Annotated in this window: 25 protein-coding genes; 5 read left to right on the forward strand and 20 right to left on the reverse strand. The window is 60.1% G+C overall.

Annotated elements, in window-relative coordinates:
- Positions 1–5: 5 nt before the first annotated feature.
- Genes AAE029_RS09455 through AAE029_RS09470 form a run of 4 tightly spaced genes read right to left on the reverse strand, consistent with a single transcriptional unit; the run spans position 6 to position 4,426 of the window.
- Positions 6–980: a nucleoside hydrolase gene (locus AAE029_RS09455; protein WP_371072575.1), complete on the reverse strand. Its 975-nt coding sequence runs from the start codon at positions 978–980 to the stop codon at positions 6–8.
- Positions 977–1,936, reverse strand: coding sequence for a nucleoside hydrolase (locus AAE029_RS09460; RefSeq protein ID WP_371072576.1), 960 nt, complete (start codon positions 1,934–1,936; stop codon positions 977–979). The genes AAE029_RS09455 and AAE029_RS09460 overlap by 4 nt, the downstream gene beginning before the upstream one ends.
- A gap of 40 nt (positions 1,937–1,976) precedes the next feature.
- Positions 1,977–2,858 (reverse strand): dihydrodipicolinate synthase family protein, encoded by an 882-nt coding sequence (locus AAE029_RS09465; protein WP_371072577.1) that lies wholly within the window; start codon positions 2,856–2,858, stop codon positions 1,977–1,979.
- Between the two features lie 23 nt (positions 2,859–2,881).
- On the reverse strand, positions 2,882–4,426 hold the full coding sequence (locus AAE029_RS09470) for an ABC transporter substrate-binding protein (protein ID WP_371072578.1): 1,545 nt from the start codon (positions 4,424–4,426) through the stop codon (positions 2,882–2,884).
- A gap of 135 nt (positions 4,427–4,561) precedes the next feature.
- Between AAE029_RS09470 and AAE029_RS09475 the strand changes: the two genes are divergently transcribed.
- The 4 genes from AAE029_RS09475 to AAE029_RS09490 all read left to right on the forward strand — a co-directional run bounded on the left by AAE029_RS09475 (position 4,562) and on the right by AAE029_RS09490 (position 8,392).
- Positions 4,562–5,464 carry a LysR family transcriptional regulator gene (locus tag AAE029_RS09475; RefSeq protein WP_371072579.1) on the forward strand — a complete coding sequence of 301 codons (903 nt, stop codon included), beginning with the start codon at positions 4,562–4,564 and terminating at the stop codon, positions 5,462–5,464.
- A gap of 215 nt (positions 5,465–5,679) precedes the next feature.
- The gene (locus tag AAE029_RS09480) at positions 5,680–6,303 is read left to right on the forward strand and encodes a Crp/Fnr family transcriptional regulator (protein WP_371072580.1); all 624 of its coding nucleotides are present in this window, start codon (positions 5,680–5,682) and stop codon (positions 6,301–6,303) included.
- A 463-nt stretch (positions 6,304–6,766) separates the two neighbouring features.
- Complete coding sequence (locus AAE029_RS09485) at positions 6,767–7,321, forward strand: HdeD family acid-resistance protein (protein WP_371072581.1); 555 nt, start codon at positions 6,767–6,769, stop codon at positions 7,319–7,321.
- Between the two features lie 93 nt (positions 7,322–7,414).
- Complete coding sequence (locus AAE029_RS09490; protein WP_371072582.1) at positions 7,415–8,392, forward strand: YihY/virulence factor BrkB family protein; 978 nt, start codon at positions 7,415–7,417, stop codon at positions 8,390–8,392.
- 29 nt (positions 8,393–8,421) lie between these two features.
- On the opposite strand, the gene AAE029_RS09495 is transcribed toward AAE029_RS09490, so the two are convergent.
- From AAE029_RS09495 to AAE029_RS09525, 7 genes are all read right to left on the reverse strand, one after another.
- On the reverse strand, positions 8,422–9,009 hold the full coding sequence (locus AAE029_RS09495) for a DUF3611 family protein (protein WP_371072583.1): 588 nt from the start codon (positions 9,007–9,009) through the stop codon (positions 8,422–8,424).
- A 195-nt stretch (positions 9,010–9,204) separates the two neighbouring features.
- Positions 9,205–10,359, reverse strand: coding sequence for a mandelate racemase/muconate lactonizing enzyme family protein (locus AAE029_RS09500; RefSeq protein ID WP_371072584.1), 1,155 nt, complete (start codon positions 10,357–10,359; stop codon positions 9,205–9,207).
- Positions 10,360–10,370: 11 nt separating this feature from the next.
- Complete coding sequence (gene manD / locus AAE029_RS09505) at positions 10,371–11,579, reverse strand: D-mannonate dehydratase ManD (protein ID WP_371072585.1); 1,209 nt, start codon at positions 11,577–11,579, stop codon at positions 10,371–10,373.
- A 3-nt stretch (positions 11,580–11,582) separates the two neighbouring features.
- Positions 11,583–13,283, reverse strand: a complete 1,701-nt coding sequence (locus AAE029_RS09510; protein ID WP_371072586.1) for an ABC transporter ATP-binding protein — start codon at positions 13,281–13,283, stop codon at positions 11,583–11,585.
- A complete protein-coding gene (locus AAE029_RS09515) occupies positions 13,280–14,434 on the reverse strand; it encodes an ABC transporter permease (RefSeq protein ID WP_371072587.1) in 1,155 nt (384 codons plus the stop codon). Before AAE029_RS09515 ends, AAE029_RS09510 begins: the two co-directional genes overlap by 4 nt.
- Complete coding sequence (locus AAE029_RS09520) at positions 14,431–15,417, reverse strand: ABC transporter permease (RefSeq protein ID WP_371072588.1); 987 nt, start codon at positions 15,415–15,417, stop codon at positions 14,431–14,433. Before AAE029_RS09520 ends, AAE029_RS09515 begins: the two co-directional genes overlap by 4 nt.
- Positions 15,418–15,490: 73 nt before the next feature.
- Positions 15,491–17,431, reverse strand: a complete 1,941-nt coding sequence (locus tag AAE029_RS09525) for an ABC transporter substrate-binding protein (protein ID WP_371072589.1) — start codon at positions 17,429–17,431, stop codon at positions 15,491–15,493.
- A 176-nt stretch (positions 17,432–17,607) separates the two neighbouring features.
- Between AAE029_RS09525 and AAE029_RS09530 the strand changes: the two genes are divergently transcribed.
- Positions 17,608–18,303 (forward strand): GntR family transcriptional regulator, encoded by a 696-nt coding sequence (locus tag AAE029_RS09530; protein WP_371072590.1) that lies wholly within the window; start codon positions 17,608–17,610, stop codon positions 18,301–18,303.
- Between the two features lie 181 nt (positions 18,304–18,484).
- Here the strand turns inward: AAE029_RS09530 and ccoS are convergent, their stop codons facing one another.
- From ccoS to ccoN, 9 genes are all read right to left on the reverse strand, one after another.
- Complete coding sequence (gene ccoS / locus AAE029_RS09535) at positions 18,485–18,667, reverse strand: cbb3-type cytochrome oxidase assembly protein CcoS (protein ID WP_371072591.1); 183 nt, start codon at positions 18,665–18,667, stop codon at positions 18,485–18,487.
- Between the two features lie 13 nt (positions 18,668–18,680).
- On the reverse strand, positions 18,681–20,906 hold the full coding sequence (locus AAE029_RS09540) for a cation-translocating P-type ATPase (RefSeq protein WP_371072592.1): 2,226 nt from the start codon (positions 20,904–20,906) through the stop codon (positions 18,681–18,683).
- A complete protein-coding gene (locus AAE029_RS09545; protein ID WP_371072593.1) occupies positions 20,903–21,403 on the reverse strand; it encodes a FixH family protein in 501 nt (166 codons plus the stop codon). Before AAE029_RS09545 ends, AAE029_RS09540 begins: the two co-directional genes overlap by 4 nt.
- A complete protein-coding gene (gene ccoG / locus AAE029_RS09550; protein ID WP_371072594.1) occupies positions 21,400–22,980 on the reverse strand; it encodes a cytochrome c oxidase accessory protein CcoG in 1,581 nt (526 codons plus the stop codon). The genes AAE029_RS09545 and ccoG overlap by 4 nt, the downstream gene beginning before the upstream one ends.
- Before the next feature lie 163 nt (positions 22,981–23,143).
- Positions 23,144–23,332 carry a hypothetical protein gene (locus AAE029_RS09555; protein WP_371072595.1) on the reverse strand — a complete coding sequence of 63 codons (189 nt, stop codon included), beginning with the start codon at positions 23,330–23,332 and terminating at the stop codon, positions 23,144–23,146.
- Between the two features lie 9 nt (positions 23,333–23,341).
- On the reverse strand, positions 23,342–24,205 hold the full coding sequence (gene ccoP / locus AAE029_RS09560) for a cytochrome-c oxidase, cbb3-type subunit III (protein WP_371072596.1): 864 nt from the start codon (positions 24,203–24,205) through the stop codon (positions 23,342–23,344).
- Positions 24,206–24,207: 2 nt separating this feature from the next.
- A complete protein-coding gene (locus AAE029_RS09565; protein ID WP_371072597.1) occupies positions 24,208–24,360 on the reverse strand; it encodes a cbb3-type cytochrome c oxidase subunit 3 in 153 nt (50 codons plus the stop codon).
- A gap of 12 nt (positions 24,361–24,372) precedes the next feature.
- Complete coding sequence (ccoO, locus tag AAE029_RS09570; RefSeq protein ID WP_371072598.1) at positions 24,373–25,104, reverse strand: cytochrome-c oxidase, cbb3-type subunit II; 732 nt, start codon at positions 25,102–25,104, stop codon at positions 24,373–24,375.
- An 11-nt stretch (positions 25,105–25,115) separates the two neighbouring features.
- A complete protein-coding gene (ccoN, locus tag AAE029_RS09575) occupies positions 25,116–26,735 on the reverse strand; it encodes a cytochrome-c oxidase, cbb3-type subunit I (RefSeq protein WP_371072599.1) in 1,620 nt (539 codons plus the stop codon).
- Between the last annotated feature and the right edge of the window lie 161 nt (positions 26,736–26,896).

Here is a 26,896-nt window from a genome sequence, read left to right on the forward strand (position 1 = left end):
AGATATCAGCCTCCCAGCGATTTCGAACCGAGCCCGGCACGGCCATAGGTCGCAATCCGCTCGATGAGCAAATCGATGAAACCCGTTTCGTCGACATCAGTGACGACGGTGGCATTGGCGACGCGGTCCGTCTTCTTGTAGAAATCGGCGTAAGTATGACCCATGGTCAGGCCGGTCACCTGCACGCCGATGGCGGCCTTGCGGCTGCCGAACAAATCCGGCCGGATCAGCCAGGCAATCGTCGAGGCGTCGTGGATCGGCCCGCCCGGCCGCCCGAACCGATCGACGTCGCTGCGATCGAATGCCGAAAGAAGATTGAAGAGCGCCCTGCCCGCCTGGCCGCCCTTTTCCTGGAAAACCTGGAAGTGCTGCTTCGTGAAAAGCGCCTGGAAGGTCATGTCGAGGGGCATGACCACGATCGGTATGCCCGAGCTGTAGACGATCTCGGCCGCATGAGGATCGGCGTAGATGTTGAACTCGGCCCATGGCGTGCGATGGCCAAGCGCTGTGAACGCCCCGCCCATCGACACGATCTGGCGGATACCGCGCGCAACGTCCGGGTGCTGGATCAGTGCAAGTGCGAGGTTCGTAAGCGGGCCGATCGCGCATATGGTGATCGGATCTCCCTTTTGCGCAGCCTCCCGAGCCATGCGGACCAGGAAATGTACGGCATGCTCCTCCGCTGGTCTTATATCGGTCGGGTCCACCAACTGATCGCTGAAGGAGCCTATCTGTGCATATTTCCCGAAAACCTGGTTCCTGACCAGCGGTCCGGGCGCGCCCGCATGGACACGCACATCCCGCCGCCCGGAGAGGCCAACGATCTTGCAGGCATTCGCGACCGTGTCCGCAAGAGAGACGTTGCCAGCGACGACGGACAGGCCGAGCACATCGATTTCCGGGGATGCCAGCGCCATCAGGATGGCGGCGGCGTCGTCAACGCCTGGATCCGCATCGATGATGATCCTGTGCCTGCTCATGCGCTGGCCTTTTCGGCATAGCGCGAGAGCCGTTCAAGGAAGAGGTCGATGACGCCGCCTGCATTCACCTTGGTCACAATATCCGCATTGGGCTCCAGGCCGCTCTTGCCGTACCAGTCGGCGATGGTCTGCCCCATGCACAATTCGCTCTCGTACTCGACGAAGATGCGGGCGCGCTGCGTTTCGAAGAGGCCGGGTGCCAGCAGATAGGCGATGACCAGCGGGTCGTGCAGGGGCCCGCCGCGCGATCCGTAGCGCTGGGGATCGTTGCGATCCCAGAATGCCATCAATTCGGAAAGCGTCTGTGAAATGCGCCCGCTGACACTCGAAAACCGCGTGACATGCTCCGGCTTGAGCATGACCTGATGGGTGGCATCGAGCGCAAGCGCGACGATCGGAATGCCGCTTGAAAAGATGATGTGGGCGGCGTGTGGATCCGCCAGGACATTGAATTCCGACGTCATGGTGCGATTGCCGGCTTCGCGGTACGCACCACCCATCATCACAATGCGCTCGATGCCGAGCGCGCACTGCGGCTTCATCCTGAGCGCGACGGCGAGATTGGTCATCGGCCCGAGACAGCAGATCGTGATGCGCTTGCCGCTTCCGGCTGCCCGGCTCAGCGTCTCGATCAGAAAATCGACTGCGGACAAGGCTTCTGCTGTTTTCTTCGGCTCCGGCAGCGAGGTATTTCCAAGCCCGCTCTTGCCATGGAACTGACCGTAGATCGGTTCCCGGAACATTGGCCTGAAACAGCCGGCATAGACGGGAATGTCCGTACGCCCGCCGAGTTCGCAGACCTGCAGGGCATTTCGCACTGTCCGCTCCAGAGGCAGATTGCCGCAGACCGGGGTGATGCCGAGGATATCAAGTTCCGGCGAGACGAAGGCTGCGAGCAGAGCGATCGTGTCGTCGATTCCCGGGTCGCAGTCGATGATGATCGGAAGTACGGTCATTCTGAAATTACCTGTGATGTTCGATCAAATAATGAGCCGGTCACAGCGCGCCGACGTCGCGCAGGATGGCGGCGATTTCCGCACGGGCGGCCTCGCCGAGTGGCAGTTGCGGCGCCATGGGTGCGCCGACCGGGAAGCCTTCAAGATCGAGGGCCGTCTTGATGCAGGCGGCGATCGAATATTTCGCAAAGATCTCGTTGACGCGCCAAAGAGGACGCTGCAGTTCCATGGCCTGAGACCAGTTGCCAGCCTTCGCCGCTTCATAGAGCGCAATGCTTTGACGGGGCACGATGCAGGCGGGACCGGCCATCCAGCCGACCCCGCCGATCATCATCACGCAAACCGGAATATGGGCGGAGGCGGCAAACACCTCCATCCGGCCGCGGGTCCGCTCGATGATGGACAAGAGACGCCCCGTATTGGTGGACGCATCCTTGATGTAGCGGATGTTCTCAACGTGACTCAGCCGCTCGATCACCGGCAGCGTCAGATCCGAGCGCTGGAACTGGGGGTTGGTGTAGAGAACGACCGGCCGTCCTTTCGCAGCCTTGGCGATTGCAGTGAAATAGGCTTCGACCCCCTCGTCGCCGATCGGGAAGTACGCTTCCAGAATCGCGAGAATACCGTCTGCCCCGGCTTCGACCATGTATTCGGTCTGTGCGACGGCATCGCTCGTCGAGGTCGAGGCCACGCCCGCCACCACCGGCACGCGGCCGCCAGTGGCCGCGATGACCGTGTCCACGACCCGGCGGCGCTGTTCCTGGGTCAGATAGGCGAACTCTCCTGTGCTGCCGAGAGGCGTAAGCCCATGAACACCGGCCGCGATCAGATGCTCGACCAGATCGCCGAGCACGCCTTCCATGACCGCGCCGGACTGATCGATCGGCGAGACGAGGTAAGGAAACACACCGCTGAAGGACATGGCCGACCCTCCCTGGCTCCCGGTCAGTTCGGCTTCACGTAGTAGGGAAGGGTGTAGCCGTCGGAGCGTCCCTCATAGGTGATGTCCTTTTTGGTCGCCCATGTATTGGCAAGATAGAAGAGCGGAATGACGCCGAGATCGTTCATCGCAATTTCGGTAGCCTTCCTGAGAAGCTCTTCACGCTTTCCATCGTCGAGCGTGCCGCGGGCCTCGTTCAATGTCTTGTCGAATTCCGGATTGGAATAACGGCCGCGATTGCCCTGCCCGGCCTTCTCGCCAAAGGTTTCGAGAATTGGACCGAGCACACCCGAGGCTTCCCCGGTTTCGACGGCGGCGCCACCCATGATGAAGCTGAATTCGAGCGCCGAGGCGCGGGTGAAGTAGACGCTGCCCGGAAGTGTGACGACTTCGGTTTCGACCCCGACACGGCTGAAGAACTGGCCGATCGCCTGCGCGACCTTGGAGTCGTTCGGATAGCGGTCGTTCGAGGCATGGAAGGTCAGTGAAAAGCCGTCCGGATAGCCCGCATCGGCCAGCAGCTCCTTGGCCTTGTTCGGATCGTAAGGATCGACCTTGATGGTCGGATCGTAGCCGAAATATCCTTCCGGCACGACCTGACCGGCGGGAACGCCCTGCCCATCCATGATACGGCCGACCAGTGCCTCGCGATTGATGGACAGCGAAAGTGCACGGCGCACTTCGGGCTTCAGCAGCGGGTTCTTGCCGTCCGGACCCGTGGCAAAGGGCGATTCCTCGCGGGCCTGGTCCATATGCAGGTACATGATACGGTTGCTGGTAACGTTGACCACCTTGAGGGAGACCTCAAGATTGCGCGTATCGGCTGTCGGGATGGTCTCGATCATGTCGACATCGCCCGAAAGGATGGCGGCCACGCGCGCGCCGGCATTCTTGAAGACGCGGAAGGTCACGCGGTCCCAGGGGGCCTTTTTGCCCCAATAGGCGTCGTTGGCCTGCAGAACGACATTGTCATCCGGGGTCCAGGATACGAACTTGTAGGGGCCGGTGCCAATGACGCCCTTTCCGGAATTCAGTTCCGCCGTGGGCGTCGTTTCCATCTCGGCCGGCAGGATTGCGATGCGGCTCAGATTGTTGAGCAGGAGCGGGGTCGGGCCTGATGTCTTGATGCGGACCGTCAGCGGATCGACGGCCGTCACTTCGGTGATCGCCTTCACATAGGCGGCAAACGAGCTCGGGCTGTTGGTCGAGGCCAAGGGGATGCGCTTGATGCTGGCGACCACATCGTCCGCCGTAAAGTCGCTGCCGTCATGGAACTTGACCTTCGGCCGCAGCTTGAACTCCCAGGTCGTATCGTCGACCACCTTCCAGGATTCTGCGAGCGCCGGTTCGATCTGCTGCTTGGAATTCTGATTGACGAGCCCGTCGAAAATGTTGCGCGCCATGGCGCTGTTAGGACCGACCACATAGAACTGCGGATCCATCGACGTCGTCATGGCCGCAAGCCCGACGGTGAGGTCCCGTGCGGATGACATGGATGGCAGGGCGGCGACAGACGCGGCGACGGCGGCCGCAAAAGCAAGTAATCTCATGATTTGGAGCTCCTCCAGTGTTCCGTAGTCCGCATTGCCTGCGGATCATGGGCCGGAAACTAGCCCTTCCCAATATGAAAGAAAAATTGCATTTGGTATTCCATTCATGCCTGAATGTTATGGAGGCAATTTGAAATGCGTCTGAAACCACGCCAGGTCGAGGCCTTCCGAAGTGTGATGATGGCGGGAGGTATTACCGCCGCGGCCGAGGCGATGAATGTCACCCAGCCCGCGGTCAGCCGACTGATCCGGGATCTCGAAGAAGCAGTGCGTGTTCCCCTCTTCGAGAGACAAGGCACGCGTCTTGTCCCTACCCCCGAAGCAAGCCAGCTCTTTCGCGAGGTGGAACGCCTTTATCTCGGCCTCGACCAGATTGCTCAGGCCGCCGACGACATCCGCCAGCATAAGAATATCGTTTTGCGCATTGGCAGTGTCACGTCGCTGGTCAGGCCCTATCTCCACCAGGCGATTATCGACGTTGTCGGGAACAGGCTGGATTTGCCGCTTGTAATCGACGTCGAAAACAGCCGGCACATCTGGGATATGGTCGAAAACAACCGATATGATCTCGGTTTTGTATTCAATTCACCGCGCATGGCCGACAAGAATGCGGTTCTTCTGCACAGTTCTCAGGCCGTGGCTGCGATGGCGCCTGATCACCCGCTTGCGTCGCGAGACGTGGTCACTCCGGCCGACCTCTTTGATGACAGGGTCTTGATCCCCGGCCGCAATTCTCCGCTCAGGCTGGCTCTCGATCGCGCCTTTGCCAGCGAGGAACAATCGCCGGCGAGCACGATGGAGACTTCCATGCTGAACTGCTGCTACTTTGCCGCCTCCGGAATGGGCGTGGGGATCGTCGATCAAACGACCATTCGGGCGGCGGGAGCGGATATCGTGGCAGTGCCCTTCCGCCCTTCGATCGAAGTCTCGTATTTCGCAGTGCGCCCGTCCGGCACAGGCCGCATAACCATCCTTGAGGACATCATCGAGCGAATGCGCGCGCTCCTGCGGCAGCCCAGCGACCTCCACGCGAGCTGATGCATGTCGCAAATGTGTGCAGTGGTTTTTGCGGCAACGACATGCATGAAAATAGAAGCGGTGCGTTCGAACCTACGCACACAATAATATGCGAATGGTTACGTTTGATCGAGATCAAGCCGGATGAGGCCACGACCTGTTATTTGTGAAAAATGACCAATCAAACGCACACACAGCATGGTTTTGAGCCCACTATGCTTATGCGGTCCGATCTCATGGCCAGCATAAGTTCGGACGCGGCAAACGATCTTGTCGCTTCGGCGGAATTGGTTACGTTCGAACCGCTGGAGACGATCTTTCTGGAGGGGCAGCAGGCCAGGTTTTTCTACTGCCTCCTCTCCGGCTACGTTCGTTTATTCAAGCGTGCCCAATCAGGCCGCACTGCGGACATCAGAATATACGAAGCTGGCGACGTCTTCGCCGAATGCATGCTGGCCGTCGACAGCACCTATCGCCATAGCGCGCAGGCGGTCGACAAGACCAAGGTTGCGCGCTTCGACATTGCCGCCGTTCGCAATCTCGCAACGAAGCATCCCAGCATCGACAAGGTGATCATGAAAGTCATGTCGCGTCATCTTCTTGAGCTGATGGATTGCGTCGCCAATGACCGTGCTCTCACAGGGCCGCAAAAGCTTGCGGCCTATCTCCTGGAGAGAAGTGCCACCGAGGGCGGCGACGGCGCAATTCGGTTGCCATTCCAGAAAAGTCTGCTGGCCTCCAAGCTCGGTCTTGCGCCCGAGGCCCTTTCAAGAGCCTTCTCCGCACTGAGAGATCGAGGCGTTTCGGTAAACGGTCGGAACATCAGGATCAATGATATCGAGGCTCTTTCTAATTTCTAGAGCATGCCGCGCAGAAATGTGCGCGGCTTTCCGATGACGGAGCTTCCGCACGCTTTCATCGATAACACAGCCGTCGTGATCAAGGGCGCGCCAGAGTCGGTGCTTCCAGCTGTTGGCAAGTCTCCCTTGCGCGCAATGTAACTCCCTGTAGATCCACAGTTGGTCCGGAGCGGCGCGGGGCCAGTGTTCTCGCTGTATCCTCAAATAGCGACGTAGTGCACAGCGGTGAGACTCCAGGCTCATCTCATCTGCAAAAGGCGGACATAGAATCTTCCTCGCGCGCGGTCGTGCTGACGCGGCAAGGACGCAGGGACCGCAAGCAAAAATGGAATCGCGATGCATGGGCGCCCGCCGTGAACTCGGCCTGCGGACCTTCCGCAGCTGTCCGGCTTGGAGGCAAATCATACCGGGCGCAGATGGCCGCGTCCGATGGAAGATCTGGACTTCAACTGAGGAGGAAAACATGACCACCTACAATTCTGGACCACCATCGACACTCTACGTACCGCCCACCTGGCTTCGTGTCCTGCTTGGGATCGTCATGATCCTTGGGGGTTTATTCGTCCTCGGCGATATCGCGCTGGCCACGCTCGTCAGTACGCTGTTCATCGGCTTTACAGCGATTGTCGTTGGCGCATTCGAAATCATTCATGCCTTCTGGACGAAGGGATGGGGCGGCTTCATCTGGCAGCTCGTGCTGGGAATCCTGTACATCATCTTCGGTTTCATGGTGGTGAACCAACCCATTTCGGGTGCCCTGATCCTTACCGCCGCTTTCGGACTGGCGTTCCTGGCGTCAGGCCTCGTCCGGATCATTCTTGCCTTCAGGCACTGGAGCGAGGGCGGTTGGCTGATGCTCATTTCGGGACTATTCGGCGTTCTGGCGGGTCTTGTCATTATCACAGGATGGCCGGCAACCAGCCTTTGGGTGCTCGGACTTCTGCTGGGCATTGATCTCATTTCCCATGGGCTGGCCTGGTTGATCCACGCATGGTCCCCTTCGACGCAGACAGTGTAGCGTCCTCCAGCGCAGTGCGTCTTATAAGATGCACAAGGTCGCTGTGGCGTTTTGCGCATAATACATAGCGGCTTGTTAGCTGGGAGCCATACTATGCGTCCTCGATCAGTCTTTGACGACTTATCTTTCGCGGTGACCGTAGGAATCGCGGCTTACTTGACTGCGAGCCGGTTCGATAGAGGCATACCCGTCAAAAATGGAGAAGACTACAGGACGCAGCGATCAAGGAAAGCGTCGGAAACTTACAGGTCAAAGAGAGTATCAGCTGCGAGGTGGCGCTCGATTCTAAGGCAAACCTACGCGGGAATTCGCGCTGATCGCATCTTGTCTGTGGCTGCGGGCGTTACATTCTATGGATTGCTGGCACTCTTCCCAACCATAGCGGCAGTCGTGTCGATCTACGGGCTGATGGCAGATTCCCAATTTTTGACTGAGCTATTAGCGGATGTCGGCGGAGCCTTGCCGACCGCTGGGGTCGAATTCTTACGCAACAGGATTGAGCGCAGCGGAACTGAGGCATCACTTAGCTTCGCACTTCTCATATCCATATTGACAGCGCTTTGGAGCGCAAACAGGGGTATGAAGGCCCTGTTCGAAGGCTTGAATGTTGCCTATGGCGAGATTGAAAGCCGAACTACCCTTCAATTGAATACGACTTCAATCATCTTCACGATCGGATTGTTGTTATTTCTGCTAATTTCAATATTAGGCGTCGCCGCTGTCCCGCTCGTATTCGACTTTGACAATCTTGATACGACAGGCTCGATCCTGCTCTGGGTCGGGCGATGGCCTGTCCTTTTCATGATATTATTGATGTGCTTAGCAATTCTCTATCGATTTGGCCCAAGTCGAAAGGATCCTCATTGGAGATGGATCAGTCCTGGTTCTCTGCTTGCCAGTTCAGCCTGGCTAATCGGATCATTTCTGTTTTCAACCTTTTTGGCACATTTCGGGGACTATAACCGGACATTTGGCACGCTTGCCGCCGTCGATACCCTGCTCCTTTGGATGTGGCTCTCCTCAATCAACATTCTGATTGGGGCGGAGTTTGATGCCGAATACGAACGGTGAAGTTCGCGCGCACGAGAGGTCGCTTCGCATCACGCCAAATCGTGAGCGTGAGGATATTCTTCTGAAGCGGTCGACGCGCGGAATAGCAGCCAAAGGCTGAGCACAAGCACAATGACCTCAACTAAAGTCATGAGAATGATGATCGCCAAATTCAGGATATCGCCGGCAGATACCCAACTGGCCGGGCCGCCCGTGGTCTGGACGACGGGGACGCCCGCTTTGGGTGCACGCAGAAAATGAAGAAAGAGCTGTATTACCTCGAACGACATGATCAGCATCGAGATAACAAGGCCAAGCATGCCTGCGGCAACCCCCACCCCCGCAGTCCGTCGAACGGCAGATGCAGGGGGGCGGCGATCGGGGTCAGCAATACGTGCCGCAAGCATTGTGTACCGGTACGACCAGATCGTCGTAAACACCAGTACAAGCAAACTTGCGGCAGTCAGGTATTTGACAAGCGCCAAGCCACCACGTGTTGCCAAGCTTGGATCTCGATCCAGTACGAAAATGTATACTGTCAGCGCGATAGCAATCGCACCAATGGCAATCTGCATCCAGAAGCCAATCCAACCCAAGCGCGCAAATGCTCTGGCGAGGCCCGTAGTCGATTTCAACATCCCCATAAACTCAGGCTGAATCTACATATCGGGTTGTGCGATGCTGGGACCGCGTTGGCAGCACGCAGCAGGCGTATCTACATAAAATACACAACATTTGGTCGGCGGCCAAGATTTCCGCATGCGCTTTGGGCCTGATCACGGGCAGAATTCAGGCCGATTCGGCCTGAATTCATCCTGATCTAGCCCAATGGTTCACCAGTTCGTCACCGAGCCGTCGCGGCGTTTCAGGTGCGGCGCTTCCCAATACTCAAAACTTTGCCTTGCAATCAGTTCCTCATTCACCTCAATGCCAAGGCCAGGTGCGTCGGAAACGGGGTAATACGCGCCTTCGAGCCGCGGCTGGACTGGGAAGAAATCCGAATTGTCGAAACCGAGATGGGTCTCGGCAGGGCTAGCGCGGGTTTCCAGCCAGGCAAAATTTGCAACCGCCGCCGAGAAATGAATGGTCGCCGCGGTGCAGACCGGTCCCAGCGGGTTATGCGGCATCATGTCTACGTAATGCGTTTCGCTCCATGCCGCGACCTTCATCGATTCCGTCAATCCGCCGACGTTGCAGACGTCCAGGCGGTTGAACTGATGGATATCGCGCTCGATGTAGGGCTGGAACTGCCACTTCGAGGAAAACTCCTCGCCGATCGCAAAGGGAACATCCGTCATGCGGCGCAGCGCCTCGTAGGCGCCAGGCGATTCATCGCGGATCGGCTCCTCAACGAAGTCGAGCGTGCCCTTCGGCATCTTCTGGCAAAAGCTCGCCGCCTCGGCGACGGTCAGGCGGTGGTGATAGTCGATGCCGAGAACGACATCGTCGCCCAGCGCTTCTCGCGCTTTCACGCACCATTTCGCGGTCGTGGCGATGTGTTCCCGTGGCTCGTAGACGTCCTTGTGCTCGTGGCCGGAGGGCGAAAGGCGCATGGCCGTCCATCCGTGCTCGAGGAGCATCTGCGCCTGCTCGATCATGGCAGGGCCGGGCTCGGCGAATGTCGTTGCGAAAGTCGGGATGCGATCGCGCTGCTTGCCGCCGAGCAGCTCATGGACCGGCACGCCGAGCGCCTTGCCCTTGATGTCGTGGAGCGCGATATCGATGGCGGAGATCGCCGCCTGCAGCACGCGGCCGCCTTCGAAGTACTGGCTGCGGTACATTTCCTGCCAGAGGGCGCCGATCTTGAACGGATCGCGTCCACGCAGGAATTCGGCGTAATGCTCCAGGGCTCCGACGACAGCCTTTTCCCGGCCTGAAAGGCCGCTTTCGCCCCAGCCGAAAATGCCCTCGTCCGTCTCGACCTTCACCAGAAGCTGGTTGCGGATGCCAACCTTGACGGCATAGCTCTTGATTGCTGTGATCTTCATCTTCTTCCCCGTCACCAATGCCAGAGGGTGCCGTCTTCGAGACGGTTTACCGGCAGATAGGCACGCTGATACGGATATTTCTCCGCAAGCTTCTCATCGATGTCGACGCCGTGGCCGATCGTTTCGCCCGGATGCAGATAGCCGTCCTTCAGGCTCCAGGCGCTCGGGAAGACCTCGCAGATTTCCGGCAGATAGCCCGAATATTCCTGAATGCCGAAGTTCGGCACCCAGAGGTCGAGATGCAGGTTGGCGCCGAGGCAGATCGGCGACATGTCCATCGCGCCATGGCAGGCGGTGCGGACATTGTATACGCCGGCGTAATCCATGATGCGCCGCATGGGCGTGACGCCACCCGCATGGACAGTCGTCATTCGGATATAGTCGATGAGCTGCTCCTCCATGAGCAGGCGCGCGTCCCAGATCGTGTTGAAGACCTCGCCGACGGCAAGCGGCGTCGTCGTATGCTTGCGGATGAGGCGGAAGCCTTCCTGATGTTCGGCAGCAACCGTATCCTCCAGCCAGAAGGGCCGGGCGAATTCCAGATCCTTGCCGAGACGGGCGGCCTCGATCGGCGTCAGGCGATGGTGGGTGTCATGCAGCAATTCGATGTCCCAGCCATGCGTCTGGCGCAGCGCCTCGAAGAGCTTCGGGATGTGGCGCAGATACTTCGATGTGGACCAGGTTTCCTCGTGCGGGAAGGCATCGTCGTCGGCATTGTTGGTAACCGCCTTGTTGCCGGTCCCGTAGACATCCGGAAGGCCGGGAATGCCGACCTGGGCGCGGATCGCCTTGTATCCCTGATCAATGCGCTTGCCGACCGCGTCGACGGCCTCGGCGATGTCGCGGCCTTGGGCATGGGTATAGCAGAGCACCTTCTCCCGGCTTGCGCCGCCGAGGAGCTGGTAAAGCGGCATATTGGCCGCCTTGGCCTTGATGTCCCAAAGCGCAGTATCGATGCCGGCAATGGCCGCCATCGTCACGGGACCGCGGCGCCAATAGGCGCCCTTGTAGAAATACTGCCAGATATCCTCGATACGGCCTGGATCGCGGCCGATCAGCAGGGGAGCGAGATGGTCCTGCAGATAGGCGACGACCGCCTTTTCACGGCCGTTCAGCGTAGCATCGCCCACACCGGTCAGCCCTTCATCGGTGAAAATCTTGACGGTGACGAAGTTGCGCCCCGGCGAGCAGACAATGATTTTGACGTCGGTAATTTTCATGGCTTATCCGTTGGCTGAAACAGTGCGTGTGGGGTCGTAGCGGAAGCGATTGTGAATGCGCCGGTCGCGTGGGTCGGGATGCGGAATGGCCGACAGGAGTGCGCGCGTATAGTCATGCGCGGGATTATTGACGACCTGATCGGTCTCGCCGGCCTCGACGATCTTGCCGCGATACATCACGGCGACGCGATCGCACATGTAGCGGATGACCGACATGTCGTGGGAGATGAAGACGTAGGAAAGACCAAGCTCGTCCTGCAGTTTCATCATTAGGTCCAGCATCTGCGAACGCAGCGACACGTCGAGCGCCGAGGTCGCCTCGTCGGCGATGATCAACCGCGGCTTGACGGCAATCGCGCGGGCAATCCCGATGCGCTGGCGCTGGCCGCCCGAAAAAGCGTGGGGATAGCGCTCGCGCCAGGCGGGCTCGAGGCCGACCTGTTGCATGAGCTCGGACACCCGGTCGTCGAGTGGCCTAGCTCTCATTCCCGCAAGCTTCAGCGGTTCGGCAATGATCTGCCCGACAGTCTTGCGCGGGCTGAGCGAACCCACCGGATCCTGGAAGATCATGCGGATATCGCGGCGCACATCTTTCAGCGTCGCCCTGTCCGTCGTGCGCAGATCGACCGTGCTGCCGTCCCTGCGGCGATAATCCATGGCGCCCAGTTGCGGATCATAGATGCGCAGCAGGCAGCGCCCCATCGTCGTCTTGCCGGAGCCCGATTCTCCGACAATGCCGAGCGTCTCGCCGGGGCGGACAATCAGGGAAACATCATCGACGGCCTTCAGGCCTGAGGGGAAAGTCAGCGAAAGGTTCTTGACCTCCAGAAGCGGCAGCGCCTCCGCCGAAATCTGCGGCCGCGACAGGCGCACTTCCGCCTTGCGTTCCAGCTTCACGACCGAGCCGATCAGCCGGCGCGTATAGTCATCCTGCGGGGCGTGGAAGATCTGGTCGACCGGCCCCTTCTCCATCACCTTGCCGCGATACATGACAAGCACCTCGTCGGCGATCTCGGCAACGACCCCCATGTCATGGGTGATGAAAAGCACGGCCATGCCGTGGCTCTTCTGCAGCTTACGGATGAGGTCGAGAATTTCAGCCTGGGTCGTCACGTCGAGCGCCGTGGTCGGCTCGTCGGCGATCAGGACGGACGGGTTGCAGGCGAGCGCCATGGCGATCATCACCCGTTGCCGCATACCGCCGGAGAACTCGAACGTGTAGCGGTCGATCGCGGTTTCCGGCCGCGGGATTTCCACCTGCCGCAGCAGTTCCAGCACACGTTCGCGCTGCTCCTTCTTCGGCGTACCAAAATGGATGCGCAGGGCCTCGCCGATCTGTGTGCCGATGCGGTGAACCGGCGACAGCGAGCTCATCGGTTCCTGGAAGATCATGGCGATCTCCTTGCCGCGCACGCTGCGGATCTCCTTGCCGCGCGGATCAAGCTTGGCGAGATCGGTCGAGGATCGGTCGGCCCGCGTCAGAACGATCGAGCCGCCCTCGATCCGGCCGGGCCGGTCGACGATCTGCAGGATGGAGCGCGCCGTCACGGATTTGCCGGAGCCGGACTCGCCGACGACGCAGAGGGTCTTGCCGCGCTTCAGCTCGAAGGAGACGCCATCGACAGCCTTGAAGAGGCCGGTGCGGGTCGGAAAATAGGTCTTGAGATTATCGACCTTCAGGATCGTGTCGTCAGGGATGGTCATGAAACGGACTCGTAGGGATCTGCGGCATCGCGAAGACCGTCGCCGAGGAAGTTGAGGGAAAGCACCGAGATGACGATGGCAGCAGCCGGCGTGAACAGCAGCCACGGGGCCTGGGCAACCGCGCGGATGTTCTGCGCCTCCTGCAGGAGCACACCCCAGGAAATGATCGGCGGCTGCAGGCCGATGCCGAGGAAGGACAATGCCGTCTCCGCAAGGATCATCGAGGGGATCGCAAGCGTCAGCGTCGCGATAATGTGGCTCATGAAGGACGGCACCAGATGGTGGAAGATGATGCCGATCTCGCTCATGCCGTCGAGCCGGGCGGCGATCACGAAATCTTCGTTTCGCAACGACAGGAACTTGCCGCGCACCTCGCGCGCCAGGCTCGTCCAGCCGATGAGCGAGACGATCAGGGTGATGACGAAATAGGTACGAAGCGGCGGCCAGCCGATGGGAATGGCTGCGGCAAGACCCATCCAGAGCGGAATGGTCGGGATGGAGCGCAAAAGCTCGATCACGCGCTGGATGCCGAGATCGATCCAGCCGCCGAAGAAGCCCGAAATGCCGCCGATCGTCACGCCGAGCAGAAGGCTCATGAAGACGCCGACGAGACCGATCGAAAGCGAGATTTTGGCGCCATGGACGACGCGCGAGAAGATATCGCGGCCGAGGCGGTCGGCGCCGAAAATATATAGGCTGTCGCCCGGCATGGGATTCGCCAGGCCGAAAAGCTTGGTCTGCATCGGGATAAAGCCGAGCAGGTAATAGGGCTGGGGCGCTGGAACAAGGAAGCCGACGGAAATGGGCTTTGCCGGATCCGGCGTGAATTCGCGCCGCATGGATTCGGTGTTCAGCGTCATCTTGAGCTGATTCACATGCGGTCGGAAGGAGCCGTCGAGGATCAACGAGAGCCCCTGAGGCGGTGCATAGGTGAACCGCGCATTCGTGGCATTCGGATCGAAGGGCGCGATGAAATCGGCAAAGGCAGCGACGAGGTACATGAAGACGATGACGACAAGGCTCGCCAATGCGATCTTGTGCTTCTTGAACTTCAGCCAGAAGAGCTGCCATTGGCCGGCAACGGCAATGTCCTTGCCGTGAAGATCGAGCGACGGGCCGGATTCCGGCGGGAGATGGGTAATATCTGTCATTGGAACCGGATCCGCGGGTCAGTGATGGCGAGCAGGATGTCGGAAATCAGCGTGCCGATGATCGTCAGCACGGAGATCAGAAGGATCAGCGAACCGGCTAGATACATGTCCTGGGCGAGCAGTGCGCGCAACAGCAAGGGCCCCGTCGTCGGCAGGCTCATGACCACCGAAACGATGATCTCGCCCGAGATCACTGCAGGCAGGATCCAGCCGAGCGTCGAGATCAACGGGTTCAATGCCAGGCGCACCGGATAGCGGATCAAAAGCTCGAACTCGGACATGCCCTTGGCGCGTGCCGTCGTCACATAGGGCTTCGACAGCTCGTCAAGCAGGTTGGCACGCATAATGCGGACGAGAGCAGCGAGCGAACCGAGGCCGATAACGATCACCGGCAGCCAGACGTGCTGGGCAAAATCGAGGAGCTTGCCGAAGCTCCAGGGCGCATCGACATAGGCGGGCGAGAAGAGGCCGCCGACGCTTTGGCCGAAATAGGCGGACATGACGTACATCGCCGAAAGCGCCATCAGAAAATCGGGCACGGCGAGGAAGAAGAATGCGAGGAAGGTCGCCGAATAGTCGGAGATCGAATATTGCCGCACCGCCGACAGGATGCCGATCGGGATCGCCACCGCCCAGACGAAGCAGAGCGTCAGGAATGACAGGAGCAGCGAGAAACCGAGGCGGCTCCAGATCAACTCGGTGACGGGCTTGCCGAGTTCGAAGGAGATGCCGAAATCGCCATGCATCAGAATGCCAGCGATCCACTTGTAGTACTGGAAATAGATCGGCTGATCGAGGCCGTATCGCTCGCGCATCGCGGCAACGGTGCCCTCTTCCACCGCACCGCCCTGGCTCGCCCAATCGGCCATGAGCGTAGTGAGATAGTCGCCCGGCGGAAGCTGGATGATCATGAATGCGATGATGGAAACGGCAAAAAGCGTCGGTATCGCGAACACCAGCCGTTTGGCGATATATCGGAGCATGGGATTGGCCGCTCGATCGGATCGAAGGGACGGACCGGCGGGGAGGAACTTCCCCGCCGGTCCAGGGAGGATCTTAGTTAGCCGGCTTGTCGAAGTACCACTGGGTCAGCGTCGGTGCCGGATGCCAGAGGTTTCCGGTGATCGGAATGCCGTTGACCACGTTCTTCAGGTTCTTCGACACCATCATGTATTTCGGCATGGGGCGCGAGATACCGATGTTGAGGAAGTTGTCGGCGGAAAGGTTCAGGAATTCCTTCATCCGGTCGCGGCGGTCGTCATTTGTGACGGCGGCGTTGACCTTGTCATAGGCGGCCATCAACGCCTTGATCTGTTCCGGCGGCTCTTCGCCCGTCGCATGGTTCGAATACCATTCGCTCCAGCGCATCGCGAAGAAGATGTCGGCCTTCTGGAAGGGCATGTAGCAGCGAGGGTCGGTATAGACTTCCGACAGGCCGCCGACGCAGTTCCAGATATAGGCATCCTGCTCATTGGCCGCCCACATCGTGTTCAGGCGGGCGCGGTCAGTCGTCCGCAGCTGGATGTCGATGCCGACATCCTTGGCGTATTTCTGAACCATCTGCATGACGTCAGGATAGGAGAGTCCGAAGACGTCGGCGACCATGAAGTTTATGGTGAAGCGCTTGCCCGTCTCATCGAGGCGGAAGCCTTCGGCATCCTTTTTCGGCATGATCTTGTCGAGCATCTCGTTGGAGAGCTTGGGATCGAATTCGGTGTACTGCGTTGCCTCGCGCTCGTTGAAGAGCTCATGTTCGGGCTGGGTTGCGACCTGAGCCGGTGCGCCCTGGCCGACATAGACCAGATCGATGATCTCCTGACGGTTGATGGCGTGGCTGAGCGCGATGCGGAAATCCTTGTTCTGGAAGAGCTTGCGCTTCACATCGTCGGTCGAGTTGAGGTTGAGCAGGATGACGGCGTCGTTGGCTGGCAGGTCCTTCACATCGACGAAGCGATAGTTGCCGGTTTCCTGGCCGTCGAAAAGCACCGATTTGAAGGTCGCGTTATTGATGTGACGGAAGGCAAAGTCGAATTCGCCGGAGGTCATCTTCAGCGCCATCAGCTGCGGATCGTCTAGCTTCGCCCAGGTGATGCCGTCGATATAGGGCAGCTGATTGCCGTCCGGATCGACCTTCCAATAATAGGGATTGCGGGTCGCCACGACACGATCGCTGTCGGCATAGGGCACCGTCAGGATCCACGGGTTCATGGTCGGCAGGTCGAGGTTCTGCCAGTAGGGCGGCTGGAAGGTCAGCGAAACCTTCGAGTTGAAGAGTGCGACCCAGTCGCCTGCGGCAGGATTGGCCTTCAGCAGCGCCGGAATGCCGTCCCTGTTATACTTCTCATGGAACTGGCTGAGATAGTGCTTCGGATAGATGACCGGCAGATGCCCCTGGCCATAGGCCAGCTGCTGCAGGAAGAGGCCGTAGGGAGAATCGAACTTGAACTCGACGGTCAGATCGTCGATCTTGCGCACCTTGACCGGCTTGCCGGCGACCGTGAAGGTCGGGTTCTTGGCAGGCGAAAGCGCGTCGTTCATGAATACGTCTTCGTACCAGAACATGATGTCGTCTGCCGTAAAGGGCTGGCCGTCGCTCCACTTGAGCCCCTTGCGGAGCTTGAAGGTGTAGGTCGTTGCATCGTCGGAGGCCTTGAACTCCTCGGCGAGTGACGGAACGACCTTCTGCCATGCCGGATCCCAGCGGACGAGAAGCTCGTTGGCGATCGTGCGGGTCAGGTTGTACTGGTCGCCGTTGGCGAGAATCGTGGTGCGCAGCGTGCCGCCATATTTTCCGATCCCATCGACCATGGTCTCGACATAGGGATGCTCCGGAAGACGGTCTGCGACGGCGGGCAGCTTACCGCTCTTGACCTGCTCGTCGAGCATCGGCGCCTCTTTGTAGTCAGTCGCCCAAGCGGGAACCATCGTCCCGACGAGCATGGTCGTCAAAAGCCCCGTCGACAGGACGAGGCCGCGCAGCATGTGCTGGTAACCCATATTCTCTCCTCCGATAGCCGGCCCTCTCCGCCGGATTTTCATCCCTGAACCGAGTACCATCCGGCCCTCGTATTGCACGAAAGCTTCCAGATCGTACATTATTTGTCAACACGAATGTATCAAATGAAATGTTTTACTCTTGGCAAACCCCCGGAAAGTGCATTAAAAGCAAGCTTATGAACACGATAAGCACCATACAGCCTGTCTCCGAGCATGATGTGCTGACGGAGGATGCTGGTTCTTCGATCTATGAGCGGCTGCGCGACGACATCATCCACGGTCGTGTGAAGGCCAATGAACGGCTGAAGGTGGCGGAGCTCGCAAGCCGCATGGGCACATCCACGAACCCGGTGCGCGAAGCGTTGCAGCAGCTGCGAGGCGAGGGCTTCGTCGTCATGACCCCCAATCGGGGCGCTCGAGTACGTCCGATTGACGAGGAATTCGTGCGTGATATCTGCGAGATCGAAGTCTTGATCGAGCCCGCTCTAACGCGTTGGTTTGTCGGAATTGCCACCAAGGCTGATGTCGAGGAGTTGGAGCGTATACAGGCAGAGATCGAGCAGCTGAACTTTGCCGACGAGATGAAGCATTCCAATCTCGACCTGCAGTTTCATCAATTGATGTACGACCGGCATTACAATCGCCATGCCGTCGATCTGTGGGTGCGCCATCGCCAGATACTTTGGGCGATCAGCCGAGGCTTTCCGACGTCACTCAGTCGCCAGTCGAACGTTCTGGAAGAACATCGCGAGCTGATTGCCTGTATCAAAGCGCAGGATGCGGACGGTGCGGCGCGTGCTATTGGCCGCCATGTCGAAGGCTCCGGCCGGCACATCATGGAGCGGATGCGGCTGGATAAACGAGTGTCTTAGAACAATTCTAGGAAGAGTGCGCGGCGGTTTTCCGTTCGGAACTGCATAAAAACAAGAGGTTAGAGCAGTTCTGAGATTCCCTGAAAAGCTGAACCGCTCTAAGCCACGCGGTCGCCTTCGAGCGCGACAATATTCATGTCCAGCCTTGCCGATCCGCATGGGATCACCAGCGCGCGCCTCTTTACTGGCGTTTGTTCTCGCGAGCCCGCTCGGCTGTCGTCCCCTCCGCGTCATCGTCCAGGATCCGCCAGGCGGCTCCTTCGAGATCATCATATTGTCCGCTCTTCAAAGACCAGAGAAAGGCGGCAAGACCCAAGGCTCCCATGAACAGCGCGATCGGGATGAGATAGATAAGCATATTCACGTGAGAACCCTCATCATCCCTGGCGGTTGAGACGCAGTGCGTTGGCGACGACTATCAGCGACGACGTCGACATGGCGATTGCGGCGATCAGCGGCGTCGCATATCCGGCAATGGCGATCGGAACGGCGATAAGGTTGTAGCCTATCGCAAGCGCAAAGTTTTCGCGGATCAGCCGGCCGGCGCGACGGGAAATGTCGATTGCGACCGGTACCGCCTCCAGGCTCTCGTGCATGAAAACAAGATCGGCCGCCTGCCGCCCCACGTCGGCCGCGGTGGCGGGCGCTATCGAGACATGAGCGGACGAAAGCGCCGGCGCGTCGTTGATGCCGTCTCCGACCATGAGAACGCGATGGCCGGCTTGGCTGAGTACTTGACATTTTTCGACCTTGCCCTTCGGCGTAAGGTCGGAAACCCAACGGGCGATGCCAAGCCTCAGCGCGGTCGCCTCGACGACGGGCCGGTGATCGCCTGATATCAGCGCGGTCGCATAACCCTGGCTTTCCAGAGTGGCGATGGCGCTTGCGGCGCCAGAACGCAGGCCGTCCTCGAATTGGAACCGGGCAAGCTCCGCGCCGTCACGCGACAGGACGACCTCCGACAAGGCCTCGCCGCCATCCGCCTCCCGCCCGGTGTTGCAGGCGAAAGAGCGGTTGCCAAGCCGATAGACGCTGCCGTCTCGGAACGCCTCCAGGCCGGCGCCTGGATGTTCGGCCACGGTTTCGAAGGCCTCGCCTGGACCGCCCGCCTGCCGCGCAAGCGCCAGGGAGAGCGGGTGGCGTGAATGCGAGGCAAGCCCTGCGGCAAGCGCCCATTCCCCCGGTCCAGCGCCGATGGACCTCACGAAGCGCGGCTTTCCGAGAGTGAGCGTCCCGGTCTTGTCGAATGCGACGGCGTCGATTTCGGCCAGCCGCTCGATCGCCGAGCCATCCTTGACCATAATGCCCTGCTTGAAGAGCCGGCCCGCGGCAACGACCTGGACCACCGGAACGGCGAGCCCCAGCGCGCAGGGGCAGGTGATGATGAGCACGGCGACGGCGACCAGCATCGCCTGTTTCCAATCGCCACCGATGAAGCCCCAGGCGAGAAAGCAGACGAGCGCCAGAAGATGCACGACCGGCGAATAATAGCGCGCGGCCCGGTCGGCGATGCGGCGGTATTTCGCCCGGCCGCCTTCGGCTCCTTCCATCAGGCCGATGATCTCCGAAAGGAGTGAATCCTTTACCGCCGCGGTTGCTTCGATGACGAGCGAGCCGGTGAGATTGAGGCCGCCGGATTTCAGATCGGCGCCGGCCGTCACCGGGATCGGCACACTCTCGCCGGTGACGATCGACAGGTCGACATCGCTTGCGCCGCTCACGACACGGGCATCGACGGGAATGCGGTCACCGGCGGCAAGGGCGATCCTGTCGCCGATTTTAATCTCGTCGACCGGCACGTAGCGCCTCGCGCCGTCCCCGCCGATGACGAGAGCACCGCGCGGAGCGATCCGGGCAAGGCCGGTGATCGCCGCCCGCGCCTTGTCTCGCATGATGTGGTCGAGCGTGCGGCCGATCAGCAGGAAGAAGAGCAGCGAGACGGAAGCGTCGAACCAGGCGTGTTCGCCGTGATGGATGGTCTCCCAAAGCGACATCGAATAGGAAAGGATGACGGCGAGCGAGATCGGCACGTCCATGTTGGCGCGGCCGTGTTTCAGCGCGTTCCAGGCAGAAACAAAGAAGAAGCGTCCCGCATAGACGAGCGCGGGAGCGGCGATCATCGCCGAGATCCAGTGGAACATGTCGCGGGTCGCAGCATCCGCCCCGGACCAGATGGAAACCGAGAGCAGCATGATATTGGCGGCGGCAAAACCCGAAACGCCGACGGCGATCAGCAGCTTGCTGCGCACATCGTCTGACTCGTCGCCGATGGCGCTGAAAAGATGTGCGCGGTATCCCTTGGCTTCGATCGCCTGCAGAATATCGGCCGGATTTGGCCGGACACCATCGACCTCCTCGTTCCAGATGCAGCTCACCCGTTTCGACGTCAGGTTGACGCGTGCGCTGCGGACAAAAGGCAGCCGCTTCACCGCGGCCTCGACCGTCGAGATGCAGGCGCCGCAGTGCATGTCCGGCACGCTCATGTCGAGTTGACGCAGCCCGCCGCCGAGCGGCCGGCTCGCAAGCCAGACCTCGCCGGAGGAGGGAGCGGCGCCAGGACTAAGCGCGAGCACACCCTCCGCGTCCAGCGTGCAGCAGGTCATCGCGCGCCCTCCCCGACATAAATGCGGAAAGCTTCGTGCATGATCGCGTTCCCGCCACGCTGAGAGATGATCTCGACGATCCATTCACCGGGTAGCACGGCATGCGCCCGCTCGAACCGCCCTTCGCCCACCTTCGAAAGTGTGGCGGTGAAATCCTCGTGATCGCCGACCGGACGCTTGAAGTGAACCGTCACGTCATCTGCGCTCGCCGGGGAGCCGTCGCGGTTTCGCAGGCGGTATGCGATGAGCCCCTCCTGGACGGAAACCTCGCCGGTGATGCCGCTTGCCGCCATGGCCCGCATCGCCTTGGCCCTGCCGTTGAATTGCTGGCTGGCGACATAGGTGTTTTCGACGACAAGGCCGCTCCAACTCGAAGAGGCGTACCAGGCGTGCGTGATGTTGACGCCGATAACGACTCCGAAAAAGGCGACCATGATCGCCAGCATGTGACGTCCGGTGAAGCCTCGGCCGGAAGGGATGTAATGACTATCGCTCATTTCGCGGTCCTCGGCGCATTGAACGCCGCCTTGTAGGATGCATGCTCCGCTCCCGCCGCATCGTCGGCGAGAAACAGAAATTCGTTGACCTCTTCACCCGATGGATCGCGCGTGACGAAGATCCTGAGGCTGGTGACGCTGTCGGGCTGGGCCTGAATGTCGAAGCTTCGACCCTCATCGGGCCAGATCTCCGGGATCTTCATGGTTGCCCCTTTCAGCCCGCCCAGGCTGAGCCGGATCGTGCGCGGATGGGGAACCATGTTGAGGATGCGAAGCGTGTAGCCGTTGCGAATGGAACCATCGGATTCCATGACGAACTGCGGGTTGCGGTCATGCAGCACATTGAGCTCCAGCCGCTCGCGCAGGCTCAGATGCACGACCATGGCGATGCCGACCGCTGCCCAGATCAACGCATAGAAAAGGACGCGGGGGCGGAAGATGATACGCCAGTTGAAATGCCTGATTTCGGGAACGAAGCTGCCGTCGGTATTGTGCACGGCCTCCGGCCGGATCGCGGTTTTGCCGTTGTCGGTCGCAAGCGCCATGTTGACGGAATATTCGCTGAGCGTCGCATAGGCGATCAGGCCTCGCGGCTTGCCGATCTTGTCCATCACGCTATCGCAGGCATCGATGCAGAGGGCACAGGTGATGCACTCCATCTGCTGGCCCTCGCGGATGTCGATGCCCATGGGACAGACCGCCACGCAGGCATTGCAGTCGACGCAATCGCCGACCGGCTGGCCTGCGAGTGCGGCTTTCTTCGCATGGCGCGAGCGCGGCTCGCCGCGCCAGTCGTTATAGGTGACGACGAGCGAATTCTCGTCGAGCATGGCGCCCTGGATGCGCGGCCAGGGACACATGTAGGTGCAGACCTGCTCGCGCATCAGCCCGCCGAGCACATAGGTCGTGAAGGTCAGGAAGGCGACTGTGGCGTAAGCAACATAGGGCGCATCTCCCTTGACAATCGATATGGCGAGCGAGGACGCGTCGGCGAAATAGAATATCCAGGCGCCGCCGGTCGCAACGCCGATGAGCAGCCAGGCCGCATGCTTGGCGAGCCGCTTGCCGAGCTTGCTCACCGACCAGGGCGCACCATCGAGCTTGATACGCGCATTGCGATCGCCTTCGATGGCCCGCTCGACGACAAGGAAGAGGTCGACCCAGACCGTTTGCGGACAGGCATAACCGCACCAGGCGCGTCCGACCGCCGTCGTCACCAGGAAAAGACCGAAGCCGGCCATGACAAGCAGGCCGGCGACATAGAAGAATTCCTGCGGCCAGATTTCGATGAAGAAGAAATAGAATCGCCGGCCGGCGAGATCGATGAGGATCGCCTGATCCGGTGCATAAGGACCACGGTCCCACCTTACCCAGGGCATCAGATAGTAGATGCCGAGGGTGATCAGCATCACGATCCACTTGAAGCGCCGAAACCATCCTTCGACCCGCTTCGGAAAAATCTTCTTGCGGGCCTCATAGAGCGGCTTGCGATTGCGGGCGGAATTGACCGGTTCGACCTCCAGCCGCTCGGGCGCCTGGCGTTTGTCATTAGGATCTGGAGCGGTGTAGATATTCATGTGCCGGGCACCCGTTCATCAGGGCCTGAATGCCATCGGCCGGTCGCTCCGTCCTTGACCCAGGTCAAGTTTCGGCCATCTTGCCACCGGAAAAAAAATGCCACGCCCGATGAATGGGCGTGGCCAAGGTAGTCCATGGGATCCATGGACGGGACGTCTTTCTCTAGCGTGCGGTTTCGGCCTTCTCTTTGAGCGAGATCAAGCTCACCATCGCCTGGCCGATTTTTTCAGGCGGGTCCTCCTCAGTCTCCGCACCGCCATCCTTCTTGCCGCGTACCGACACGCGGGAATGAATGACGGAACGGGGCTCGCCGTATAGGGAAAGCAGAACGTTTGAGCATTTTGTCGTCATGACAACCTCTCATTCTCCGCCGCCGAGCGAATGCACAAAGACCGTAAGCTCCTTGACGGTGGTGTCTCCAAGACGCCCCGTCCATGCCGGCATCACGCCATGTTTGGGCGCAGTGACCTGCTGGGCGATCGCCTTTTCACCCCGGGCTTTCAGCCAAATGGCATCGGCGAGATTGGGAGCGCCCATATCGCGGTTGCCCTTGGCGTCGTCGCCGTGACAGGCGGCGCAATTTTCCGCAAAGACCTGCTTGCCGGTTTCGATCAGCGAAGGATCGGCGGATGCTCCTGTCAGGCTTGAGACATAAGCCGCGACGGCATGGATCTGTTGCGGATCGAGAATATCGGCGAAGGCGGGCATTTCCGACACACGCGTATCGGCATCGGCATCGTAGCGGATGCCATGCGAAATCGTCTGATAGATCGTGTCGAGATCGCCGCCCCAGAGCCAGTCGTCGTCATTGAGGTTCGGGAAGCCGGGACCGCCGGCCGCGCCCGAGCCATGGCAGGTCGCGCAGTTGACCTTGAAAGCGGAAGCGCCGCCGGCGATGGCAAACTGCCGGAGATTGACGTCCTCATAGATCTCCGTCACCGATTTCTGAGCGATCTGTTCGAGATAGACGTTCTGCGCCAGATTCGCCTTTTCTACATCGGCCGCAAGTTCGGCGCGGCTCGAAAAGCCGAGCATCCCCTTGGTCGCGTCTCTGATGAGCGGGATGGAGGGAAAGGCAATCGCATAACCCATCGCCCAGAGGATCGTGGCGTAGAAGGTCCAGACCCACCATCGCGGCATCGGATTGTTCAATTCCTTGATGCCGTCCCAATCATGGCCGGTTGTCTCGACGCCGCTGAGTTCGTCAATATGTTTGTCAGCCATTCTCAGTCATCCTTCAATGGTATGGCGGCGGCCTCATCGGCGCTTTTCTTGCCGCCCGGCCGGAGCGTGAACAGCACGGTCCCGACGAAGAACAGCGTCATGGCGAGAAGCCCCCAACTGTCGGCGAAATGACGCATTGCGGTATAGGTCTCCATGTCGCGTCCTCCTCAGCGGTAGCCGGTTGCATCGTCATAGGTCGAGAAATCGATGAGCGTGCCGAGCATCTGCAGATAGGCGACGAGCGCATCCATCTCGGTGACCTTACCGGCATCACCATCGAAATCGCCGATCTTGGCCTTCGGATAGCGCTCCAGCAGCGCCGTGCTGTCGGCATTCGGATCGGCCTGTGCTTTCAGGTCGGCATCCGCATTGCCGAGCATGTCGTCGCTATAGGGTACGCCGACATCCTTGTTCGCCTTGAGATCGGCGGCCGGGTCGTTCACCTTGAGTTCGCGATCCTTCAGGAAGGCGTAGCTCGGCATGATCGATTCCGGCACGACTTCACGCGGATGGGAAAGGTGCTGGACGTGCCATTCGTTGGAGTAGCGCCCGCCGACGCGCGCCAGGTCCGGGCCGGTGCGTTTTGAACCCCATTGGAACGGGTGGTCGTACATCGATTCCGCCGCCAGCGAATAATGGCCGTAACGTTCCACCTCGTCGCGGAAGGGTCGGATCATCTGGCTGTGGCAGAGGTAACAGCCTTCGCGGATGTAGATGTTGCCGCCGGCGAGCTCGAGCGGTGAATAGGGTCGCATGCCCTCCACCTTTTCGATCGTGTTCTGCAGGTAGAAGAGGGGTGCGATTTCGACGATGCCGCCGACGCTGACGACGAGCAGCGATCCCACCAGGAGAAGCGTCGCGTTGCGCTCGAGGATTTGGTGTTTGTCGAGAATTGACATCGATCTTTTCCTTATTCGGCGGGCTGCGCGAGTACGACGCCGGGCATCGGCGCCTCGTCCCTCTGGCGGCCGAGGATCGTCATGGCGATGTTCCACGCCATGATGAGGCCGCCTGCGAGATACATGCCGCCACCGATGGCGCGCAGCAGGTAGTAGGGGAACATGGCTGCTACGGTTTCGGCGAAGGAATAGACCAGGAAGCCCTGGCTGTCGTATTCGCGCCACATCAGGCCCTGCTGGATGCCGGCAACCCACATGACCGCCGCGTAGATGACGATGCCGAGGGTGGCGAGCCAGAAGTGCCAGTTGACCATGCGCAGGCTATAGAGCCGCTCGCGGTCCCAGAGCTTCGGGGTGAGATGATAGATCGCGCCGAAGGTGATCATGCCGACCCAACCGAGGGCGCCGGAATGCACGTGGCCGATCGTCCACTCGGTATAGTGGCTCAGCGAATTGACGGCCTTGATCGACATGACCGGCCCCTCGAAAGTCGACATGCCGTAGAAGGCGATCGCCATGATCATCATGCGGATGATCGGATCTGTGCGGATCTTGTCCCAGGCGCCCGACAGCGTCATCAGGCCGTTGATCATGCCACCCCAGGAGGGCATCCACAGCATGACCGAGAAGACCATGCCAAGTGTCTGTGCCCAGTCGGGCAGCGCGGTGTAATGCAAGTGGTGCGGACCGGCCCAGATGTACATGAAGATCAGGGCCCAGAAGTGAATGATCGACAGGCGATAGGAATAGACCGGCCGGTTTGCCTGCTTCGGCACGAAGTAATACATCATGCCGAGGAAGCCGGCCGTCAGGAAGAAGCCGACGGCGTTGTGGCCGTACCACCATTGGGTCAGTGCATCCTGCACCCCGGAGAAGACCGAATAGCTCTTCGAGCCGAGGAAGGAGACAGGCACCGCCAGATTGTTGACGACGTGAAGCATGGCGATGGTGACGATGAAGCCGAGATAGAACCAGTTGGCCACATAGATATGCGGCTCCTTGCGCTTGAGGATCGTGCCGAGGTAGGCGACGAGATAGGCGACCCAGACGATGGTCAGCCACAGGTCGACGTACCATTCCGGCTCGGCATATTCGCGGCTCTGGGTGATCCCGAGCAGATAGCCGGTCGCGGCCATGACGATGAAGAGCTGATAGCCCCAGAAGACGAACCAGCCGAGCCCGCCTCCGAACAGCCGGGCGCGACAGGTGCGCTGCACGACGTAGAATGAGGTGGCGATCAGGGCATTGCCGCCGAAGGCGAAGATGACGGCGGAGGTATGGACGGGCCGCAGGCGACCGAAATTCAGGAATGGTGCGAAGTTGAGATCCGGATAGGCAAGCTGGAGGGCAATGATCACACCGACCAGGAAGCCAACAACGCCCCAGAAGACCGTGGCGATGACGCCGTAGCGGACGACCTCGTCGAAGTATTCCGTTGTCGGGCGCACACGTGCGACCGTTCCCGCCGGCGGGAAGCTCGCCCGCCGCAACAGCACGAACGTGCTCACCAGAAGCACGAAGAAAAGCACCCACATGTGCGCCGCAAAGAGGCTGTCATGGGCAAAGGCGGCGCCAAGCAGCGCAAAGAAGGCGCCCACGGCCACAGCCATCGTCGATATCGTATAATTCATAATGTCGCCCCCGAAAGCGATGAGACGCAGGCGATGAGCACTGGACCTGCACGATGCTGTGCTGCCATGCGGGAGCGCGGCTAACCTTGACATAGGTCAATAGCCTCACAAATGCGCGGGACCTGTGGCCACCCCGCCTCGGACGAGAGCGGCAGCGCCGC

The sequence above is a fragment of the Sinorhizobium sp. CB7 genome (assembly GCF_041357635.1).
Taxonomy (GTDB): Bacteria; Pseudomonadota; Alphaproteobacteria; order Rhizobiales; family Rhizobiaceae; genus Rhizobium.

Excerpts from the sequence above, each read along its gene's own strand:
- AAE029_RS09490 (WP_371072582.1), top strand. The coding sequence starts at position 7,415 with ATGCGTCCTCGATCAGTCTTTGACGACTTATCTTTCGCGGTGACCGTA.
- AAE029_RS09500 (WP_371072584.1), bottom strand. The coding sequence starts at position 10,359 with ATGAAGATCACAGCAATCAAGAGCTATGCCGTCAAGGTTGGCATCCGC.
- manD (WP_371072585.1), bottom strand. The coding sequence starts at position 11,579 with ATGAAAATTACCGACGTCAAAATCATTGTCTGCTCGCCGGGGCGCAAC.
- AAE029_RS09475 (WP_371072579.1), top strand. The coding sequence starts at position 4,562 with ATGCGTCTGAAACCACGCCAGGTCGAGGCCTTCCGAAGTGTGATGATG.
- AAE029_RS09480 (WP_371072580.1), top strand. The coding sequence starts at position 5,680 with ATGGCCAGCATAAGTTCGGACGCGGCAAACGATCTTGTCGCTTCGGCG.
- AAE029_RS09465 (WP_371072577.1), bottom strand. The coding sequence starts at position 2,858 with ATGTCCTTCAGCGGTGTGTTTCCTTACCTCGTCTCGCCGATCGATCAG.
- ccoO (WP_371072598.1), bottom strand. The coding sequence starts at position 25,104 with ATGTCAATTCTCGACAAACACCAAATCCTCGAGCGCAACGCGACGCTT.
- AAE029_RS09460 (WP_371072576.1), bottom strand. The coding sequence starts at position 1,936 with ATGACCGTACTTCCGATCATCATCGACTGCGACCCGGGAATCGACGAC.
- AAE029_RS09565 (WP_371072597.1), bottom strand. The coding sequence starts at position 24,360 with ATGGAGACCTATACCGCAATGCGTCATTTCGCCGACAGTTGGGGGCTT.
- AAE029_RS09495 (WP_371072583.1), bottom strand. The coding sequence starts at position 9,009 with ATGTTGAAATCGACTACGGGCCTCGCCAGAGCATTTGCGCGCTTGGGT.
- AAE029_RS09525 (WP_371072589.1), bottom strand. The coding sequence starts at position 17,431 with ATGGGTTACCAGCACATGCTGCGCGGCCTCGTCCTGTCGACGGGGCTT.
- AAE029_RS09520 (WP_371072588.1), bottom strand. The coding sequence starts at position 15,417 with ATGCTCCGATATATCGCCAAACGGCTGGTGTTCGCGATACCGACGCTT.
- AAE029_RS09470 (WP_371072578.1), bottom strand. The coding sequence starts at position 4,426 with ATGAGATTACTTGCTTTTGCGGCCGCCGTCGCCGCGTCTGTCGCCGCC.
- ccoN (WP_371072599.1), bottom strand. The coding sequence starts at position 26,735 with ATGAATTATACGATATCGACGATGGCTGTGGCCGTGGGCGCCTTCTTT.
- AAE029_RS09555 (WP_371072595.1), bottom strand. The coding sequence starts at position 23,332 with ATGACGACAAAATGCTCAAACGTTCTGCTTTCCCTATACGGCGAGCCC.
- AAE029_RS09515 (WP_371072587.1), bottom strand. The coding sequence starts at position 14,434 with ATGACAGATATTACCCATCTCCCGCCGGAATCCGGCCCGTCGCTCGAT.
- AAE029_RS09540 (WP_371072592.1), bottom strand. The coding sequence starts at position 20,906 with ATGACCTGCTGCACGCTGGACGCGGAGGGTGTGCTCGCGCTTAGTCCT.
- AAE029_RS09510 (WP_371072586.1), bottom strand. The coding sequence starts at position 13,283 with ATGACCATCCCTGACGACACGATCCTGAAGGTCGATAATCTCAAGACC.
- AAE029_RS09485 (WP_371072581.1), top strand. The coding sequence starts at position 6,767 with ATGACCACCTACAATTCTGGACCACCATCGACACTCTACGTACCGCCC.
- AAE029_RS09455 (WP_371072575.1), bottom strand. The coding sequence starts at position 980 with ATGAGCAGGCACAGGATCATCATCGATGCGGATCCAGGCGTTGACGAC.
- ccoP (WP_371072596.1), bottom strand. The coding sequence starts at position 24,205 with ATGGCTGACAAACATATTGACGAACTCAGCGGCGTCGAGACAACCGGC.
- AAE029_RS09545 (WP_371072593.1), bottom strand. The coding sequence starts at position 21,403 with ATGAGCGATAGTCATTACATCCCTTCCGGCCGAGGCTTCACCGGACGT.
- ccoG (WP_371072594.1), bottom strand. The coding sequence starts at position 22,980 with ATGAATATCTACACCGCTCCAGATCCTAATGACAAACGCCAGGCGCCC.
- AAE029_RS09530 (WP_371072590.1), top strand. The coding sequence starts at position 17,608 with ATGAACACGATAAGCACCATACAGCCTGTCTCCGAGCATGATGTGCTG.